This is a genomic window from Paenibacillus sp. MDMC362, from assembly GCF_003269305.1.
Classification (GTDB): Bacteria; Bacillota; Bacilli; order Paenibacillales; family Paenibacillaceae; genus Paenibacillus_AQ.
In genome coordinates this window covers 121,178-137,130 of sequence record NZ_QLYT01000021.1, presented here as the reverse complement: position 1 = coordinate 137,130, position 15,953 = coordinate 121,178, and the positions used below count along the sequence as shown (strand labels likewise).

Genomic DNA, 15,953 nt, shown 5'->3' with positions numbered 1-15,953 from the left:
ATAAGGAGTGAATAACCATAGATGATCATCTTAAAATCACCTAGGGAAATCGAGGAGATGAAGCCGGCGGGCCAAATCGTTGCGGACTGCTACCGAGAGGTGGCCAAACTGATCGAGCCTGGGATCACCACCCGCGAAATCAATGACTTTGTTGCCAGACACATTACCAAGCTCGGCGGCAAGCAGTTTACGAAAGGGTATAACGGTTTTCCCGCAGAAACCTGCACTTCGGTCAACGATGTGGTGGCCCACGGCATTCCTTCGAATCGTGCGCTTATGGATGGCGATTTGCTGAAGCTCGACATCGTCGTGGAATACGGCGGTTGGTTCGGCGATTCATGCTGGTGCTATCCGGTGGGCAATATCCGGCCGGAGGCACAAAAATTAATAAAAGTGACAAAGGAATGCTTGGATCTGGGGATCGCCCGGGCACTCCCTGGAGGCCGGCTAGGGGACATAACGTCGGCGATTCAACAGCATGCGGAATCGAACGGGTACTCCGTCGTACGTGATCTGCTGGCGCACGGAATCGGGCGGAGCCTGCACGAGGAGCCGAACTACGAGCATATCGGCGTAGCCGGCAAAGGCATTCGATTAAAGGAAGGCATGGTGTTTACGATTGAACCGATGCTGAACGAAGGTACGTTCCGTATCACGATCGACGACGATCAGTGGACCGCGAGAACAGCTGACGGCAAGCTGTCGGCGCAATATGAGCATACAATCGCAATCACGTCGGACGGGCCGCTGATATTAACAGCCCAGTAAGAATAGAGGCGAACGGAGGTCAATGCGGAAATAAGCCGCCCACACGGAAATAAGTCGCCAATCCGATAAGCGAGATCATCCACACTCTCGCCTCAAGCGTGATTTCGGGTGGTCTGCCGGACGCTTTCTCCAACCGATTAGATTAGTGAAGGTATTACTACATACTCTTCGGGCCTCCCACGATGATTTAGAAATATGAACTTCATGAATGAACAGAGCTGAGGAATGACAATATAAGTAAGTGGTATACAATTCAGTTTCCAAAGGAGGATACCTGTTATGGCTCACCAGAAGAGAAGGAAAGAAGCTGCCTGGAAGTCGCGAAAGCAAGAACAGCATCCCCATGGTAAAATCAAATCGCTTAAGGAATTGTCCAGCGAATAGGATGAAGAAGTATACTGCTTGGAAGAGAGAAAGACTGTCGGCGTTATATGCCGGCAGTCTTCTTTCTTGTATCATTCATTAGATATCTCGGTTTACTTTACCCTAATTATCACTTAATATATGGATAACGAGAGATAAGGAAGGATGTTTAAAATGAATGCTAAAGAAGCAGCGTTGTTACTTGGGGTTCATTACAAAACGATTCTTAACATGATTAATGATGGGCGTTTGGCCGCTTCGAAAAACGACTCTGGAGATTGGGTAATTAGCGAGAGCGATTTGGCTGCCCGTGAGCAGCGGATTGATGATAAGGAGTTTGAAGCGATCTACACTCATATGGCCGTACAGATGATTGAAAAAGCTCATCTTCGTGCTATAAACGCAGCAAAAGAAGAGCTGATTCACGTGGCACGTGCAATGATAAAGGTCAAAGACAATCGAAACGAGTTGAATCAGCAAGTAAAACGCCTTCAAAATGCATTAGATGCATATAAAGCAGCGGAAGCATTCACTCTCACTGTGGATTCAATCAAAAAACAAGCGGATAGTGAAAATAACTAGTACTTGCTAAGATAAGGTCATAGGCCCAGCCAGCTGTATTGACACTCAATGTCTTAAAAAAGCAAAGGATGACCCTGGCGAGTCCAGTTGAATTTCACTAATCACACATGCAAGCATGATGGATTCTTGTAGTAAGCTTTGCCGAATATCACCTAAATCAACGACCGTCGACCACCCGAGATCGTTAAGAAGAACCCTGACCTGATCTTTGGAAGGAGCATGGTTGCCGGATACGAACATGATCGGCGAGCCTTCTTTATATCGGGGATTTACCATGATCTTATCGCTAACTGTATTAAGTGTCTTAACCACATGACTCTCCGGTAAAATGGACTGGACGATCTCTCCTGCTGAAGTATTCGTAAGAAGCAAGCGCGGTCCATTGTCAAAATGGACGGCATTGCTTACATCAATAACCGTTTTGTTTTTTAGGTACACAGGCTCGATGGTTTCAATCACTTCTTTCATATTGGCCCAAGGGAGAGCCGCAATAATAACCTCACCAAACTGAGCTGCTTCAGCAAATGATCCAATGTCTCCCGAATTGCCTACCTCACGTTTCCAAAGATCAAATTTTCCGCTGTGCGGTGTTCGGCTGCTGATGCGAATTTGATGGCCTGATTTCGCGAGTCCTTTCCCTAAGGACTGACCTACATTCCCAGCTCCGAGAATTCCAATGCGCATGGATGCATCTCCTTTCTAAGTGTGATTGTATTCTCTATTAAATATCGATAACAATTAGGCACTTTTTTGTAACCAACCTGTTGCTTAAAGAAAAATGATACACTATGGATAAAAATGGGGGGGCAAACGAATGCCTGTTCAACGAAATGAATGTCCCGTTGAGGTCGTGTTTTCCATGCTAAGCGGGAGATGGAAAATTCCAATCTATCGATTTTTGTATAAAAACTCAATACCCGTTCGGTACAGCGAATTGCTGCGACATTTACCATCCATTTCGAAAAAAATGTTGACTGAGCAGCTTCGTGAGCTTGAGCGGGATGGAATCATCGATAGAACAACGTATCCGGAGCCTCGGCCTAGAGTAGAATATACGCTCACACCGAGGGGACGAACCATGATTGAATTTCTGGATTCGATGAGTGAGTGGGGGGAAAAACACATCCTATCTGAATGCGAGATTCCAGCCCCTAAATAGTTAGCCGTGGACAGGGGAGATGATCTCGTTGACGCGGGCGCGAACAGGGCAGCAAAGGTGAGCGAAACAACTGAGACTAGCCTCCTGGATATCATATACCCTCATGCCAACGATTGCTTGATTGCGCTGATAATAAAATTATATTATGACTTGACATTGGAGCTTACTCCAATGTTATTTTGAATTCATGGAAAAACTTTATTTTATACAAGAAGTTTCGCAGCTGCTCGGGATTCCAAAGGATACGCTTCGGTACTATGACCGGATAGGAATCGTATCACCGTCCCGTGAAGACAATCGGTACCGCAGGTATTCGAAGAACGACCTCATCGATTTAATGAATATCCAAATCATGCAGTACGCGGACTTCACACTTGACGAGATCAAGGGAACGTTTGGATTCCACAGGAAGGAGAATGTAGACGCTGCTTATTGCCGTGAGGTTGCTTCGTTTCTCGATGCCAAGAATGCAGAAACGCGCAAGAAAATGGCCCATCTGGAAAAGGTCAGTCAGTTGCTCGACGTAGCAGCCGAAACGCTAAGGGACTTTAATCATGAAAGCGACCAACGGCTGGCAGAAATCGTTCGCGAGCTTTACCGCTCTATTCACAAGAAGGAACTGGAAATATCTGAGGAGGGATGTCATGGGCATCAAGGTTAGGAATTTTTATTTTTTGACTGCCGGCCTTCTGGCGATACTGTTTGCCTTCACGCACGCATGGAACGGGCAATCCACTGTGCTGCCAGTGCTCCATGTGAGTGCGATAGCGACGGACACCCAAACAGTGTTCATGTATGTATGGCACATCATCACGGCGGAAAATCTGATCTTCGGCTTTGTGTTCATTCTTATGTCATTCCAAATTGAACGATCAAAGACCCACTTCGCCGCCTGGACCATCGTATCGCTTCTGATCGTCCGGCTGCTGGTCATTCTTGGCATAACGGCTTTACAAGACATATCGGCGCTTACGGATACGTTAATCGATTCGATTGCGATCGTAATCTATGTCATCTTCATCATAATGGGTATAAGAAGGAAGCCGAAGGGGTTCGGAGGTCAGATGAGCGACTATTCATGAAAAGACTATCCATTCATCGGGTGGAACAAGGGAAAAGGATATGGGGTATACTACTTTTGTGAAATGGAAGGGACTGTCGGTAATATTCCGGCAGTCTTTTTTTATGATCTATCCGCCCTCGCTGTATCAAGGAACGCCGTAATGGTCGGTTAATTCCATTTCTCTTTGGGCCTACACATCGGCATGGTAAATCAGGCATCGTCCATAGTAGGCCAATGATTTCGTCCATGTTCCGTGTTCAGCGGTAAGTTCCTAAAATTGTAAAATAATCTAGATATCATATTTAATTTGCTACATGTTTTGAAACCGCTATCATCCTATAATTTACTTGGAAAGGAGGTAAAAGGAAAAACACAAGGGAAATCGCATGCTGAGCACAGCCAAGAAAATCAACGCAAGGCACAATTCAACAATATGAGGAGGTAGATTATGTTTAAGTTTAAGTTTAGTAAGAAAATGATGACGGTTATTCTTGCAGCTACCATGAGTTTTGGTATGTTTGCAACAACCTCAAGTGCAGCGACCGACTATTGGCAAAATTGGACCGATGGGGGCGGAACGGTGAATGCTGTTAACGGCTCCGGCGGTAATTACAGCGTAACATGGCAAAATACCGGGAATTTCGTTGTCGGCAAAGGCTGGAATACCGGATCGCCTAACCGAACGATTAACTACAATGCCGGCGTCTGGTCGCCGTCCGGCAATGGGTATTTGACACTCTACGGATGGACGAGAAACGCACTCATCGAGTATTACGTCGTAGATAGCTGGGGCACTTATCGACCTACCGGAACACATAAAGGGACAGTCACAAGTGATGGAGGCACATACGATATCTATACGACCATGCGATACAATGCACCTTCCATTGACGGAACACAAACGTTTGCCCAGTACTGGAGCGTTCGACAATCGAAAAGAGCGACGGGGGTCAACTCCTCCATCACTTTCAGCAACCACGTGAACGCATGGGCAAGTAAAGGGATGAATCTGGGAAGCAGCTGGTCTTATCAGGTGTTAGCAACAGAGGGTTATCAAAGCAGCGGAAGCTCTAACGTAACGGTATGGTAGCCAATCGCCATCCGTAAACTCAACTAACGGACACGGAGGGAGCATCTTTTAGGAGAGCGGAGTTCGGCTATCCGATTGACCATTCCCTTCGTTTAGCCCTAAGTCCGGATACGTTGCGGGCCGTTTTTCGCGAAGATGAACGGCCTTCGACGTAACGGGCAGGCAAGTTGCGGGCAACAACGGACTATCATTATTCTTATTAGCTAAAAGGAGATATTCTCAATGAGAAAGCTATTAATGTTCTTTTTAATAGCAATAATGGTTGTGATCGGCGCTTGTTCGCAAGATCAGCCTGAAAAGAAGGATGATTTGGTATTGGTGAAAGGCGGGACCTTTAAGAACAACCAGTCTAACTATGCTGATAAAAAAGAAGCCATATCGAACTTTTACATCGGCAAATATGAGGTCACCCAAAAAGAGTGGGTGGAAGTTATGGGCAGTAATCCATCTGCATTCAAAGGCGATCATTTGCCGGTTGAAATGGTGAGCTGGTATGACGTTGTGGAGTATTGCAATCAAAGAAGTATCCAGGAGGGCTTGAATCCGTATTACAACATAGACAAGGGGAAAAAGGATGCGAATAATAGGAACGATAACGATAATATCAAATGGACCGTCACGATCAATGAGGGAGCTAACGGTTATCGGTTGCCTACAGAAGCGGAATGGGAATACGCTGCGGGCGGAGGTCAGAATAGCAAGGGGTACATTTATAGCGGAAGCAATAATGCCGATGAGGTCGCATGGTATTGGAAGAACGCCGGAGACAAATACCTATCTGGGGATTGGAACTGGCCTATCATAGAGAGCAATCAGAATCAAACAAAATCGATCGGTACCCAGAAACCCAACGAGTTAGGAATTTACGATATGTCTGGAAACGTAAGGGAATGGTGCTGGGACTGGCACGGCGAATTGGATAGGCCAAGCGGTTCCTTCCGGGTAGTGAAGGGCGGCGGTTGGATCGGCGACGTTACCAACAATGAGATATCCTTCCGAGGGAAGTTCGATCCCAACGGCTTTGGCCCCGATCAAGGTTTTCGTGTCGTTCGCGGAGAAATATGACATTATCATGTCATGTTTCTTTTTTTATTCCGGATTTAGTTTGTGAAGTTGGTGTTTATCCGTGAGTCTTACCGCAAGGTGGCCGCTGATTTCCTGGCTTGTTGCAAGCAAGTCACCACACTATTGACCAGGTGGTCAATGTGTAATACAATTTGGTCAAAATGATATTGACCAGGTGGTCAATCGGTGAGGTGGCGTACAAACCAATGGAGCCAGATAAAAAACAAACCATTTTGCAAGCAGCTTTAGTAGAGTTTTATCACAAGGGCTATGAAGGAGCTTCAACCAATCAAATTACCAAGGCAGCTGGCGTATCCAAGGGAATTTTGTTTCATTATTTTTCGGATAAAAGAACGTTGTATTTAACGGTGGTGGATGAATGCTTAAAGCATTACTACCATTCACTGACTTCGTCACCTATGGATCTCTCCGAGGATCTATTTCAGGCGATAGAGCAATTATCTCAAAAAAAGATGAATGTATTTAAAAGTGACCCCATCAGGTTTGGATTTATGGCTAAAACATTTCTGATTATGCCGGAAGAGCTGAAAGCGGATCTTCTGCTCAAACAACAACAGATGAACAAGGATTCCATACACCTCCTGGCAAGCAGGATCGATCAGAGCCGTTTTAGGGAAGGAATCGATCCCAAGAAAGCAATCGAATTCGTATTGCTTTCACTTGAATCTCTAATTACGAAGCAAATGACCAAACGGTACGACGAGAAATCTACAGGAGAACTCGAGGCAAGTGCGGCTTTAGACACGAAACCCTATTTGGACATATTAAGGTACGGCATTTATCGTAAGGAGGGAAAAGAGTGAAAATAAAGTTGCTCACCATCGGAACAAGAGGAGATGTACAGCCGTTCATTGCCCTTGCCCGAGGTCTCCAGAACAACGGACATGACGTGGTTATATGCACATCGCAGGATTTCGAAGGCTTCGTTCGAGGGCATGGTGTCGGTTTCGGGCCAATACAGGCAAATATTATGAAACTAGCCCAATCTGCAGAAGGGAAACGCATGCTGGGCAGCAATCCCTTGGAGATTATGAAGCAGATGAAAAAGCTTATATATCCTATGATGCAGCAAATGCTCGATGACCTGTGGACCGCTTCTCAAGATGCGGACTGCCTCATCTACCATCCCAAAGCATTCGCTGGATATGATATTGCCCAAAAGCTGAATATTCCCGTATTTGCGGCCCATCCAATTCCGATCATTGTACCGACAGGCGCTTTCACCAATCCCATTTTACCTTTCACCTTCAGGAATCGATGGTTAAATGAAAAAAGCTATCATCTCAACCGTTTCATGCTGTTATCCTTCAAAAAAATGTTGAATACATGGAGAAGAGATACGTTACATTTACCTCCACGAAGTCTATTCTCCGATGATCTGCACGTAAATGGACGCGATATTCCGGTGCTTTACGGTTGCAGTCCTTCGATTATTCCATTTGATCCGAAATGGAAGGATCGCGTCTGTATGGAGGGGTTTTGGTTTCTGGAAGATACCGATTGGGACCCACCAAGGGAGTTGGAGTCTTTTATCGCGTCAGGATCCTCGCCAATTGTCATCAGTTATAGCAGCATGCCTCTAAAGCATCCGGATCATGTGCTCGAGATGACTATGCAGGCTTTACGACAAACGGGGCAACGCGGCATCATTCTGGTTGGCTGGAGTGGAATGCAAGTATCCGGTAATGGGGCCGAGAACATCCTGTGTATACAGGAAGCACCGCATGCCTGGCTGTTTCCGCGAGCTGCAGGCGTTATTCATCATGGTGGAGCAGGGACGACAGCGGCCGTTTTGAGAGCAGGTAAGCCGATGACCATATCCCCGTTCAATGCGGATCAACCCTTCTGGGCCAAGCGTATTTATGAACTAGGTGTATCGACCAAGCCGATTCCTGAAAAATCAATGTCAGTAGCCAGTTTGGCTGAGCGAATAGCGGAGCTAACCAGTGATTCAACATTGACAGCCAATGTAATGGCACTGTCAGATAAAATTTCAGAGGAGAGAGGTGTTGATCGAACTGTAGAATTTATTGAGAGACGGCTACACCATCACTTTTGAGGGAATTCCTTTAACAAGGGATATGTGTCCAAAAGTTAAGGTGTTAATGGACAAGAAAAATCTTATTTTGCGTTTAAAGGCATGGATTTGACCGCCCCCGCGAAAGGTTTGGATCGTAGCTAGGATGAGTACAACAAGCGTATTGATCTTAATACCGCCGCCTGTTCCTCCGGAAGCAGCACCGATGAACATCAGAATAATAATGAAAAACTGAGAAGCCGCCAGCATGCTACCGATATCTATCGTGTTAAACCCCGAGCTTCGAGGCGTTATGCCTTGGAAAAAAGCAGCCAGCACTTGTTCGCTTTCGCTCAATTGGCCAAAGGTTGACGGATTCCAGCTCTCCAAAAAGTATATAAATAGAAAACCGAGCAGGGACAGCGTTCCTGTTCCGACTAGGACAACCTTGGAGTGAAGCGAAAGCTTCTTTCATGAACGTTTTTGGAATACATCCACAATGACGATATAGCCGAGGCCTTCAATGATAAATAGCAGGACAATCGTAATATTGACGATCGGATCGCCGACAAAGGGAGAAAGGCTGTCAGACCACAGGGCAAATCCGGCATTGTTGAATGCCGAAACGGAATGGAAAAGTGCGTAGTAGGCTGCCTGTCCCCACCCGACGTCCTGTTGCCAACGGAGCGTAAGGACAATCGTAGCCAAGGCTTCAAACGCGAATGCAATGAGTACCATATACATTGATAATTTAACCAAACCTTGTGCCGAGGTCGAATGCGTGGTTTGCTGAATAATCATTCGTTGCTTCAAGCCAATCCTTTTCCCCAGAACAATGGCAACCATAACGCCCAAGGTCATAAAGCCGAGCCCGCCAATTTGAATCAAGATCATGATAATGACTTGTCCAAAAGTTGAAAAAACACTACCGGTATCCAAGACAACGAGCCCGTTTACGCATATTGCTGAGGTAGCTGTAAATAAAACATCCAGCAGACAATTGACCTCCCGGTGGAGGAAGAGTAGGGAAGCGCGAGCAATGCGGTCCCGATTATTATTAAAGTGAAAAAGACAAGCATGACGAGTTGAGGGGGGACTCATATTTTTTTTAAGCTTGTTGATAAACAACTCCATTGTGTCAGGAGCGGAATGTTGTGTATTTCGAAAGAATTCACCCCTAAAGCTTAGTCGCTTTGTTGGTTCCCCCGTTCCTCATAGAGGATTAAGCATTCATGCGTATGAAATTTATCGTAGTAAATATTATGCTAAAACATGCTGAAAGTAAACAGTTAGCGATCAGTCAACCAACATCATATCAAATATATTGACATGCCGGACTTTAGGGAGTAATTTTATGAATATAAAATAAAATTATTCACAGAATCACAAATGACCTGATTAAGGATGTGATATGCAACATGCCCAAAAAATTCTCGGACGAAGAACGTGAATGGATACGCCAAAAACTGCTGACGGAGGCACGCCATCATTTCGAAACGGCGGGCCTTCGCAAAACGAGTGTTGAAGATCTGACGAAAGCCGCCGGAATTGCCCAAGGCTCGTTCTACATGTTTTTCGGATCGAAAGAGGAATTATATTATGAACTGATTCTGGAGGAGGAGCAGCGAATACGCAATGCCGTTCTTGATTTATTCCCTCCTGAAGAGGTCTGCAGTAAGGAAAGCATTAAACGGTTTCTCTTATATTCACTGAGGATGATGGACGAGAGCCCAATGCTTCGCCAGATGATGGATCGCGGGGAGATGGAGTTGTTGTTCAGGAAATTGCCGAAAGACTTGCTGGAGCGTAACTTTATGGAGGATCAAGACGCGCTCTTGCCTGTGATTACGGCTTGGCAGAAGGCTGGCATTTTACCTGGTACGGCACCCGAATCCATCGTGGGTATGATCAGATCCTTGGCACTGCTTACGCTGCACCAAAAAGAGATTGGAGAGGAGCAATTTACATCTACGATCGAATTGCTAGTCGAGTTATTATCTGCCGGCATGCTTGCGGTGTCTAATACGCCGAAGGGAGATAGAGCGTTGTGATCGAAGTAAGAGGGCTTCATTACACGTATCCGAATCGAAAAGAGCCCACCCTGCATGGGCTTGATTTTGTCATCCCGCCTGGCGAAATCTTTGGCTTTCTCGGCCCGTCCGGCGCTGGTAAAAGCACGACGCAAAAACTGCTGATCGGTGTTCTGAAAGGTTATCAAGGAAGTATAAAAGTCATGGGCAACGAAATCAGGGATACTGGTCCCGATTATTATGAGCGAATTGGAGTAGCATTTGAACTCCCGAACTTCTACAGTAAATTTTCGGTTCTCGACAATTTAAAGCTCTTTCGTTCCCTTTACAAGGGGGAGACGGAGGATCCCATGAAACTGCTGGAACAAGTCGATTTAACAGATGCCGCAAATATGAAGGTTTCCCAGCTATCCAAGGGCATGAAGATGAGGTTGAATTTCTGTCGGGCGTTACAGCATGATCCAGAAATCCTATTTCTGGATGAACCTACTTCCGGATTAGACCCGGTCAATGCCCACCGAATGAAGGAATTGATACTTGCTAAAAAGGCTGCCGGTAAGACGGTTCTAATAACAACGCATAATATGCAAGCGGCAGAAGAACTTTGCGATCGGGTAGCCTTTATCGTCGACGGTGAAATCAAATTAATCGATTCACCCAGAGAGTTGAAACTCCGTAAGGGAAGAAAGGAGGTCCGAGTCGAATACAGTAGGGATGGCGAATTAAAGGGGGCGGTATTTTCTCTGGATGGCATCGGTGAGAATAACCAATTTCTTAAGCTGATACAGGATTATCCTCTCGATACCATTCATTCGCAAGAGGCGTCGCTCGAACAAATTTTTATTGAGGTAACCGGGAGGCAGCTTGTATGAAGGGCCTAAGCTTATTTGTATTCGATCTGCGTTTCCAGTGGCGCCACGGTTTCTATTGGGTTTATGTGTTTGTCTGTACGTGTTATTGGATTCTGCTCCGATTCGTACCCGAGGCCTACCAGGAGACAACAGCGATTGTGTTGACATTCAGCGATCCGGCAGCCCTGGGGCTTATCATGGCAGGCGGTATGGTCCTGCTGGAGAGGGACCAGGGCGTCCACGATCCGTTGTTTGTAGCGCCGGTACACATTCGGGAATATTTGCTGGCGAAGGCTGCGTCCCTGTCGGTGTTATCCCTTGCGGCAGGCTGGGTGATTCATATGGCGACCGGCAGTCTCCCGGAATATCCACTTGCTTTTTCTGCTGGTATTGTCCTAACATCAACCTTCATGACCTTGCTGTCGATTGGCGTGGCGGCACGCCAACGGACAATTAACGGTTTTATTCTGATGGTGCAGGTCTACGCGCTGCCATTCATCCTTCCATTGTTAAGTTTTCTTCAATTGTGGCAAGAAGACCTGTTTCTCGTCCTTCCAACCGAAGGAACTCTCCGGTTACTTGTGTCTCCCAGTGACGGCTTATCCATTGGCAGCGTTCTATATTCCGTATGTATTCTGTTGATTTGGAACTTTGCGGCTTACATCTGGGCGCAGCGATCCTATACCCGACATGTGCTGATGCGTGTAGGTGAAGGAGGGGGCATTAATGGAGAGATATAAAGCCCTCATGATCATGGATCTACGGCATGCGTGGAAGGATCCCGTTCTGATGGCAGCTATGTTCGGTCCGCTGCTACTTCTGTTTCTATCGAGGTTTGGATTCCCAGTTGCCGTTAATTGGCTCAATGTAAACTATTCGTTTCATTTGGAGCCGTATCGCGGCTTTGCGGCATCGTTATTAATTGTTACGATCCCCATGCTGACAGGAATGCTCACCGGTCTCCTTATTCTCGATGAACGCGACGAGAATGTGATTGCATATTATGCGGTTACCCCACTAATGCGTAAAGGTTATTTGCTATATAGAGTGACGCTTCCTTTTTTGTTATGCACCGTATTATCCATTCTATATCTGTCTTTTTCGACTTTATCGGATATTCACTGGGCTAAACTGGGTGTTTTGCTGTTGCTGGCATCGGAAGCTCCAATATTCTCGTTGTTCCTTGCCGCTTTCTCAGCGAACAAGGTAGAAGGATTAGCCTTATCTAAAATAGGAGGGCTGTTCATAGCCGGACCTGTGGTGGCCAACTTCGTTCCGGGAGCTTGGCAGGTGTTAGGCGCTTGGCTCCCAACGTATTGGCCTGCAAAAGTGCCCTATCTGATCACGCAGAATGAACCTATGTTGGCAATCGTTTTCTTTTCGGTCGGATTGCTGTTACATGCCGCCTACTTATATTTTATGGTATCTGTGTTTAACAATAGACAATCATAAATGGGGCGACCAAAGTATAGGTTCATGTGACATCTGAGCAGAAAGCAGCCGATCTGAATGATCGGCTGCTTTTTACTATGGTCTAACAATCGGTTATACCATTCAGCCCCCGAAGTAAACGTTACGTTTTTGATGGGTACATCGAAAGTAAGATTGTTAAATGCTCAATGTCAGCATAAGGCAGAAGCAGACTATGGCTAAAAAATGGTATTGCATTTTGAAGCTGATTCATCTATTATGGATATAATACATCCACGATGTGAGCGTCCTTAAGAAGAGCTAGGAAGAGGGGAGGAGACATGTTGTTCTCCAGAGGTACAGCAGGCTCAGGAACATTCGGGAAGTGAGTGCATACTAAACAAGAAGGGATAGCCGTTTTGCATCTCAATTATGGATAATACAGATCCATTAATGCGGAAACTCATGAATCAACCAATATTCGATGTGGTGATCATGGAGGCAGCCTCGCGGGTTTCTCACCCGCAACCAAAAACGATAACGGAAAGAGAGATGGAAGTTATGAATGATTTTTTTAATGAGGCTATTTGGGAAAAGGCTTGGAAAGAACATGGCGAACGCGTTGTGAACAAGATGAGAAAGGCCGGAACCGACCCGACCCGTGCCTTTGATCATAAGGCGAAGACTTTCAATGAGCAATCGTTTAATGAAGAGGGAAAAAAACGGACCACACGGATCATGAATTGGCTTGAAGGACAAGGAGTTCAATTCAACAACGCGTCTGTGCTGGACATAGGCGCCGCTTCGGGAGTATTCTCGGTGCCGTTTGCAGAGCGGGGGGCCCGCGTAACTGCCGTAGAATCCTCTCTACCCTTGATCGAACTGCTAAAGGAAAATATCACAAAATTCGCCGATGAACAGGTAAAGATTGTGCCCGAGCCTTTTGAAGATATTGACGTGCCAGCCAGAGACTGGAGTAATGCCTTTGATCTGGTTTTTGTCTCGATGTGTCCGGTCATTCTGGATTGGGATAGCGTCGAAAAGATTCTACAATGCGCCCGGGATTATTGTTATATCAGTATGCCGGCAGGCTCCATGGAAATCAGCTTGGTGAATGAAATCTGGCCGCTCATCACAGGTCAGCCTTTCCAGTCGAAGCACTTGGAGTTCGGATATTTGCTTCATCTGCTGTATCTCAAAGGCTATTCCTATGAGTCTCTTATAACACGGGAAACGAAAACGACGGAGGTTACAAGAGAAGCGGCATTACAAGAAATGATGAACTGGCTTCGGAGTCACGGTCTGGCTGCAGATGAGCAGAATCGGAAATTGGTTGCAGACTATTTGGAGCAAGCGTACCCGTCCGGTAAAGTAACGATTCGACAGAGTGGTCGTTATGGCAAAGTACTGGTTCGAATGCAGGATCTAAGCATGTACACAAGAAAAATTTGAAGGGATGATGACGATGGCGATTCAACACGCAACAGATTCTACTTTTAAAGGAATGATCCAAACCGACGGAGTAACCGTAGTTAATTTTTGGGCTTCCTGGTGTGGTCCGTGCAGAATGTTTGCACCTGTTCTTGAGGAATTTGAAAGGGAAGCAAAAGATTCCATTAAAGTAGTTAAAGTAAATGTAGACGAAAACCCGGCGACGGCTTCCCAATTTCAGATTATGAGCATACCGACCACCCTTGTTTTCAAAGATGGGAAGCTTCTATATAAAGAAGCAGGCATATTGCCGAAACATGTCTTGAAACAACGCACTGCCTCCAATTAAAACGGCTTGTTTGGCTATTTCATAATCGTAGTGACTCGAATATTGATCTCCATGTAATATAAAATAGGAACAGATGGGAGATGAGGAACGATGTTGAAATTAGTAAAGGCGTTGCTGGTGGGATTGAGCATAACTGTATTTGGTTTGGAATCTGGAAATGTACAATCTTCCCCCCTGTCGGGAGCCGGTACTGAGTACTATGTAGCTACCGACGGGAGTGACTCCAATCCAGGGACGGTCAGTGCGCCATGGAAGACGCTGCAGCATGCGGCTGATGAGGCTGATCCGGGCAGCATGATTTATGTTCGCGGAGGTGTATATAATCAAAAACTTAAGATAACACGCTCCGGTACAGCTTCGCAAGGTCCCATAACTTTCAAGAACTATGGTTCAGAGAAAGCTATCATCGATGGTACTGGACTTTCAGTCAACGGGATCGAAGGGCTTGTCGAGCTAACCAATGTGAATTACATTATGATTCAAGGCTTGGAGATTCGCAATTATACAACGACTTCCAGAAACGCGGTTCCTGTTGGAATTTATGTTCAAGGTTCTGGCGGCTTTATAAATCTGACGAATAACAAAATCCATGATATCAAGAGCACTTTCACACCAAGCGGCAGCGATTTGCTTGGCAGAGATGCTCATGGTATCGCCGTATACGGCACCAAAGCTCCGGAATCGCTTCATGACATTACGATTCACGGGAATGAGCTGTACAATTTAATCTTGGGTTCCAGTGAAACACTGGTGCTTAATGGTAATGTAGATACGTTTAAAGTAACGGACAATCTCATTCACGATAACGACAACATCGGGATCGATATTATCGGTTTCGAGGGGACTGCGCCGGAAGAAGCATACGACCAGGCCCGAAATGGTTTGGTGAAAGGCAATCGGGTATATAATATTTCCTCCAACAACAATCCTTCTTATGGGAAAAAACTTCCGAATAACAGTAATGCAGCCAGTGGTATTTATGTTGATGGCGGTAAAGACAGCATCATTGAGCAAAACTACAGCTACAACAATGACATTGGTATTGAAATTGCCTCGGAGCATGCGGGCAAATCCACCAGCAATATTACGATCCGAAGCAACGTGGTGCACAATAATCGATTGACGGGCATCGCCATGGGTGGATACGACGACGAACGGGGGTCAACAGTGAACTGTACGATCGTGAACAACACCGTCTACAATAACGATCTTTTAGATGAGGGCAGCGGTCAGCTCTATGTGCAGTATGATACGAAAAATAACGTGATAAAGAACAATATCTTTGTGGCCAGTTCAACGGGTGTGCTGATCTACAATGAATATACAAAAAATTCAGGTAACGTGGTGGATTACAATCTATATTTTTCACCACGAGGTAGTACGGATGCTTTCTGGACATGGAAGAACAAAGATTACGCTGGCTTTTCCGTTTATCAAGCGGGAACCGGCAACGATGCGCATTCATTGTTCAAGGATCCTGCATTCGTCAATGCTTCCGGAGGCGACTTTCATCTTCGATCTTCGTCCCCAGCGATTGATGCCGGTTCGGCGGATAATGCAATCATCGGCAACCAGGACATTGACGGGCAGCCAAGAGTGCAAGGGGCCGATGTGAACATCGGCGCAGATGAGTAAAGTTATGCTTTTTTAGAAACGAGCAACAGAGTTGGAATGTTAAGAGAGACTAATACTAGGCTGTTTCGGCAGCAATCGTATGTTCTTATGTGGACAACGTTGTATTATTTTAAGCATTT

General features: G+C 45.8%; 20 protein-coding genes. 17 read left to right on the top strand and 3 right to left on the bottom strand.

The features are described from left to right. Window positions 1-21: 21 nt before the first annotated feature. The 3 genes from map (at window position 22) to DP091_RS11515 (ending at window position 1,713) form a co-directional block, all read left to right on the top strand. A complete protein-coding gene (gene map, locus DP091_RS11520; RefSeq protein WP_113058457.1) occupies window positions 22-768 on the top strand; it encodes a type I methionyl aminopeptidase in 747 nt (248 codons plus the stop codon). A 279-nt stretch (window positions 769-1,047) separates the two neighbouring features. Next, entirely contained in the window at window positions 1,048-1,152 is a 105-nt protein-coding gene (locus DP091_RS31570; protein WP_015735743.1) for a DUF6254 family protein, read from the top strand. Between the two features lie 153 nt (window positions 1,153-1,305). Next, window positions 1,306-1,713: a helix-turn-helix domain-containing protein gene (locus DP091_RS11515; RefSeq protein ID WP_181469783.1), complete on the top strand. Its 408-nt coding sequence runs from the start codon at window positions 1,306-1,308 to the stop codon at window positions 1,711-1,713. A gap of 45 nt (window positions 1,714-1,758) precedes the next feature. On the opposite strand, the gene DP091_RS11510 is transcribed toward DP091_RS11515, so the two are convergent. After that, window positions 1,759-2,397 (bottom strand): NADPH-dependent F420 reductase, encoded by a 639-nt coding sequence (locus DP091_RS11510; RefSeq protein WP_113058455.1) that lies wholly within the window; start codon window positions 2,395-2,397, stop codon window positions 1,759-1,761. A gap of 130 nt (window positions 2,398-2,527) precedes the next feature. On the opposite strand from DP091_RS11510, the gene DP091_RS11505 reads away from it, so the two are divergent. From DP091_RS11505 to DP091_RS11475, 7 genes are all read left to right on the top strand, one after another. Continuing rightward, the gene (locus tag DP091_RS11505) at window positions 2,528-2,872 is read left to right on the top strand and encodes a winged helix-turn-helix transcriptional regulator (protein ID WP_113058454.1); all 345 of its coding nucleotides are present in this window, start codon (window positions 2,528-2,530) and stop codon (window positions 2,870-2,872) included. A 187-nt stretch (window positions 2,873-3,059) separates the two neighbouring features. After that, window positions 3,060-3,533 carry a MerR family transcriptional regulator gene (locus DP091_RS11500; RefSeq protein WP_113058453.1) on the top strand — a complete coding sequence of 158 codons (474 nt, stop codon included), beginning with the start codon at window positions 3,060-3,062 and terminating at the stop codon, window positions 3,531-3,533. Beyond that, the gene (locus tag DP091_RS11495) at window positions 3,517-3,954 is read left to right on the top strand and encodes a hypothetical protein (RefSeq protein ID WP_181469782.1); all 438 of its coding nucleotides are present in this window, start codon (window positions 3,517-3,519) and stop codon (window positions 3,952-3,954) included. The genes DP091_RS11500 and DP091_RS11495 overlap by 17 nt, the downstream gene beginning before the upstream one ends. A 429-nt stretch (window positions 3,955-4,383) precedes the next feature. Beyond that, on the top strand, window positions 4,384-5,025 hold the full coding sequence (locus DP091_RS11490) for a glycoside hydrolase family 11 protein (protein ID WP_113058452.1): 642 nt from the start codon (window positions 4,384-4,386) through the stop codon (window positions 5,023-5,025). 222 nt (window positions 5,026-5,247) lie between these two features. Next, complete coding sequence (locus DP091_RS11485) at window positions 5,248-6,090, top strand: formylglycine-generating enzyme family protein (protein ID WP_113058451.1); 843 nt, start codon at window positions 5,248-5,250, stop codon at window positions 6,088-6,090. A 206-nt stretch (window positions 6,091-6,296) separates the two neighbouring features. Beyond that, the gene (locus DP091_RS11480) at window positions 6,297-6,914 is read left to right on the top strand and encodes a TetR/AcrR family transcriptional regulator (RefSeq protein WP_181469781.1); all 618 of its coding nucleotides are present in this window, start codon (window positions 6,297-6,299) and stop codon (window positions 6,912-6,914) included. Beyond that, window positions 6,911-8,170 carry a glycosyltransferase gene (locus DP091_RS11475; protein WP_113058449.1) on the top strand — a complete coding sequence of 420 codons (1,260 nt, stop codon included), beginning with the start codon at window positions 6,911-6,913 and terminating at the stop codon, window positions 8,168-8,170. Before DP091_RS11480 ends, DP091_RS11475 begins: the two co-directional genes overlap by 4 nt. Here DP091_RS11475 and DP091_RS31835 read toward each other — a convergent pair. Together DP091_RS31835 and DP091_RS31830 are read right to left on the bottom strand one after the other, a co-directional pair. Next, window positions 8,153-8,485 (bottom strand): potassium transporter TrkG, encoded by a 333-nt coding sequence (locus DP091_RS31835; protein ID WP_373456915.1) that lies wholly within the window; start codon window positions 8,483-8,485, stop codon window positions 8,153-8,155. The genes DP091_RS11475 and DP091_RS31835 overlap by 18 nt on opposite strands. Before the next feature lie 114 nt (window positions 8,486-8,599). Then, window positions 8,600-9,229, bottom strand: coding sequence for a potassium transporter TrkG (locus DP091_RS31830; RefSeq protein WP_258394487.1), 630 nt, complete (start codon window positions 9,227-9,229; stop codon window positions 8,600-8,602). A gap of 317 nt (window positions 9,230-9,546) precedes the next feature. On the opposite strand from DP091_RS31830, the gene DP091_RS11465 reads away from it, so the two are divergent. The 7 genes from DP091_RS11465 to DP091_RS11435 all read left to right on the top strand — a co-directional run bounded on the left by DP091_RS11465 (window position 9,547) and on the right by DP091_RS11435 (window position 15,834). After that, window positions 9,547-10,179 (top strand): TetR/AcrR family transcriptional regulator, encoded by a 633-nt coding sequence (locus DP091_RS11465; protein ID WP_113058448.1) that lies wholly within the window; start codon window positions 9,547-9,549, stop codon window positions 10,177-10,179. Continuing rightward, window positions 10,176-11,030: an ABC transporter ATP-binding protein gene (locus DP091_RS11460; RefSeq protein ID WP_113058447.1), complete on the top strand. Its 855-nt coding sequence runs from the start codon at window positions 10,176-10,178 to the stop codon at window positions 11,028-11,030. The genes DP091_RS11465 and DP091_RS11460 overlap by 4 nt, the downstream gene beginning before the upstream one ends. Next, the gene (locus DP091_RS11455; protein ID WP_113058446.1) at window positions 11,027-11,749 is read left to right on the top strand and encodes a fluoroquinolone export ABC transporter permease subunit; all 723 of its coding nucleotides are present in this window, start codon (window positions 11,027-11,029) and stop codon (window positions 11,747-11,749) included. Before DP091_RS11460 ends, DP091_RS11455 begins: the two co-directional genes overlap by 4 nt. Continuing rightward, window positions 11,736-12,461 carry a hypothetical protein gene (locus tag DP091_RS11450; protein ID WP_113058445.1) on the top strand — a complete coding sequence of 242 codons (726 nt, stop codon included), beginning with the start codon at window positions 11,736-11,738 and terminating at the stop codon, window positions 12,459-12,461. Before DP091_RS11455 ends, DP091_RS11450 begins: the two co-directional genes overlap by 14 nt. A gap of 519 nt (window positions 12,462-12,980) precedes the next feature. Beyond that, on the top strand, window positions 12,981-13,871 hold the full coding sequence (locus tag DP091_RS11445; protein WP_113058480.1) for a class I SAM-dependent methyltransferase: 891 nt from the start codon (window positions 12,981-12,983) through the stop codon (window positions 13,869-13,871). A 13-nt stretch (window positions 13,872-13,884) separates the two neighbouring features. Continuing rightward, window positions 13,885-14,199: a thioredoxin gene (trxA, locus tag DP091_RS11440; protein WP_113058444.1), complete on the top strand. Its 315-nt coding sequence runs from the start codon at window positions 13,885-13,887 to the stop codon at window positions 14,197-14,199. 90 nt (window positions 14,200-14,289) lie between these two features. Next, the gene (locus DP091_RS11435; protein WP_113058443.1) at window positions 14,290-15,834 is read left to right on the top strand and encodes a right-handed parallel beta-helix repeat-containing protein; all 1,545 of its coding nucleotides are present in this window, start codon (window positions 14,290-14,292) and stop codon (window positions 15,832-15,834) included. Window positions 15,835-15,953 lie beyond the last annotated feature (119 nt).

Excerpts from the sequence above, each read along its gene's own strand:
- DP091_RS11500 (WP_113058453.1), top strand. The coding sequence starts at position 3,060 with ATGGAAAAACTTTATTTTATACAAGAAGTTTCGCAGCTGCTCGGGATT.
- DP091_RS11455 (WP_113058446.1), top strand. The coding sequence starts at position 11,027 with ATGAAGGGCCTAAGCTTATTTGTATTCGATCTGCGTTTCCAGTGGCGC.
- DP091_RS11485 (WP_113058451.1), top strand. The coding sequence starts at position 5,248 with ATGAGAAAGCTATTAATGTTCTTTTTAATAGCAATAATGGTTGTGATC.
- DP091_RS11515 (WP_181469783.1), top strand. The coding sequence starts at position 1,306 with ATGAATGCTAAAGAAGCAGCGTTGTTACTTGGGGTTCATTACAAAACG.
- DP091_RS31570 (WP_015735743.1), top strand. The coding sequence starts at position 1,048 with ATGGCTCACCAGAAGAGAAGGAAAGAAGCTGCCTGGAAGTCGCGAAAG.
- DP091_RS11480 (WP_181469781.1), top strand. The coding sequence starts at position 6,297 with ATGGAGCCAGATAAAAAACAAACCATTTTGCAAGCAGCTTTAGTAGAG.
- DP091_RS11450 (WP_113058445.1), top strand. The coding sequence starts at position 11,736 with ATGGAGAGATATAAAGCCCTCATGATCATGGATCTACGGCATGCGTGG.
- DP091_RS11465 (WP_113058448.1), top strand. The coding sequence starts at position 9,547 with ATGCCCAAAAAATTCTCGGACGAAGAACGTGAATGGATACGCCAAAAA.
- DP091_RS11445 (WP_113058480.1), top strand. The coding sequence starts at position 12,981 with ATGAATGATTTTTTTAATGAGGCTATTTGGGAAAAGGCTTGGAAAGAA.
- DP091_RS11490 (WP_113058452.1), top strand. The coding sequence starts at position 4,384 with ATGTTTAAGTTTAAGTTTAGTAAGAAAATGATGACGGTTATTCTTGCA.
- DP091_RS11435 (WP_113058443.1), top strand. The coding sequence starts at position 14,290 with ATGTTGAAATTAGTAAAGGCGTTGCTGGTGGGATTGAGCATAACTGTA.
- DP091_RS11510 (WP_113058455.1), bottom strand. The coding sequence starts at position 2,397 with ATGCGCATTGGAATTCTCGGAGCTGGGAATGTAGGTCAGTCCTTAGGG.
- trxA (WP_113058444.1), top strand. The coding sequence starts at position 13,885 with ATGGCGATTCAACACGCAACAGATTCTACTTTTAAAGGAATGATCCAA.
- DP091_RS11505 (WP_113058454.1), top strand. The coding sequence starts at position 2,528 with ATGCCTGTTCAACGAAATGAATGTCCCGTTGAGGTCGTGTTTTCCATG.
- map (WP_113058457.1), top strand. The coding sequence starts at position 22 with ATGATCATCTTAAAATCACCTAGGGAAATCGAGGAGATGAAGCCGGCG.
- DP091_RS31830 (WP_258394487.1), bottom strand. The coding sequence starts at position 9,229 with ATGAGTCCCCCCTCAACTCGTCATGCTTGTCTTTTTCACTTTAATAAT.
- DP091_RS11495 (WP_181469782.1), top strand. The coding sequence starts at position 3,517 with ATGGGCATCAAGGTTAGGAATTTTTATTTTTTGACTGCCGGCCTTCTG.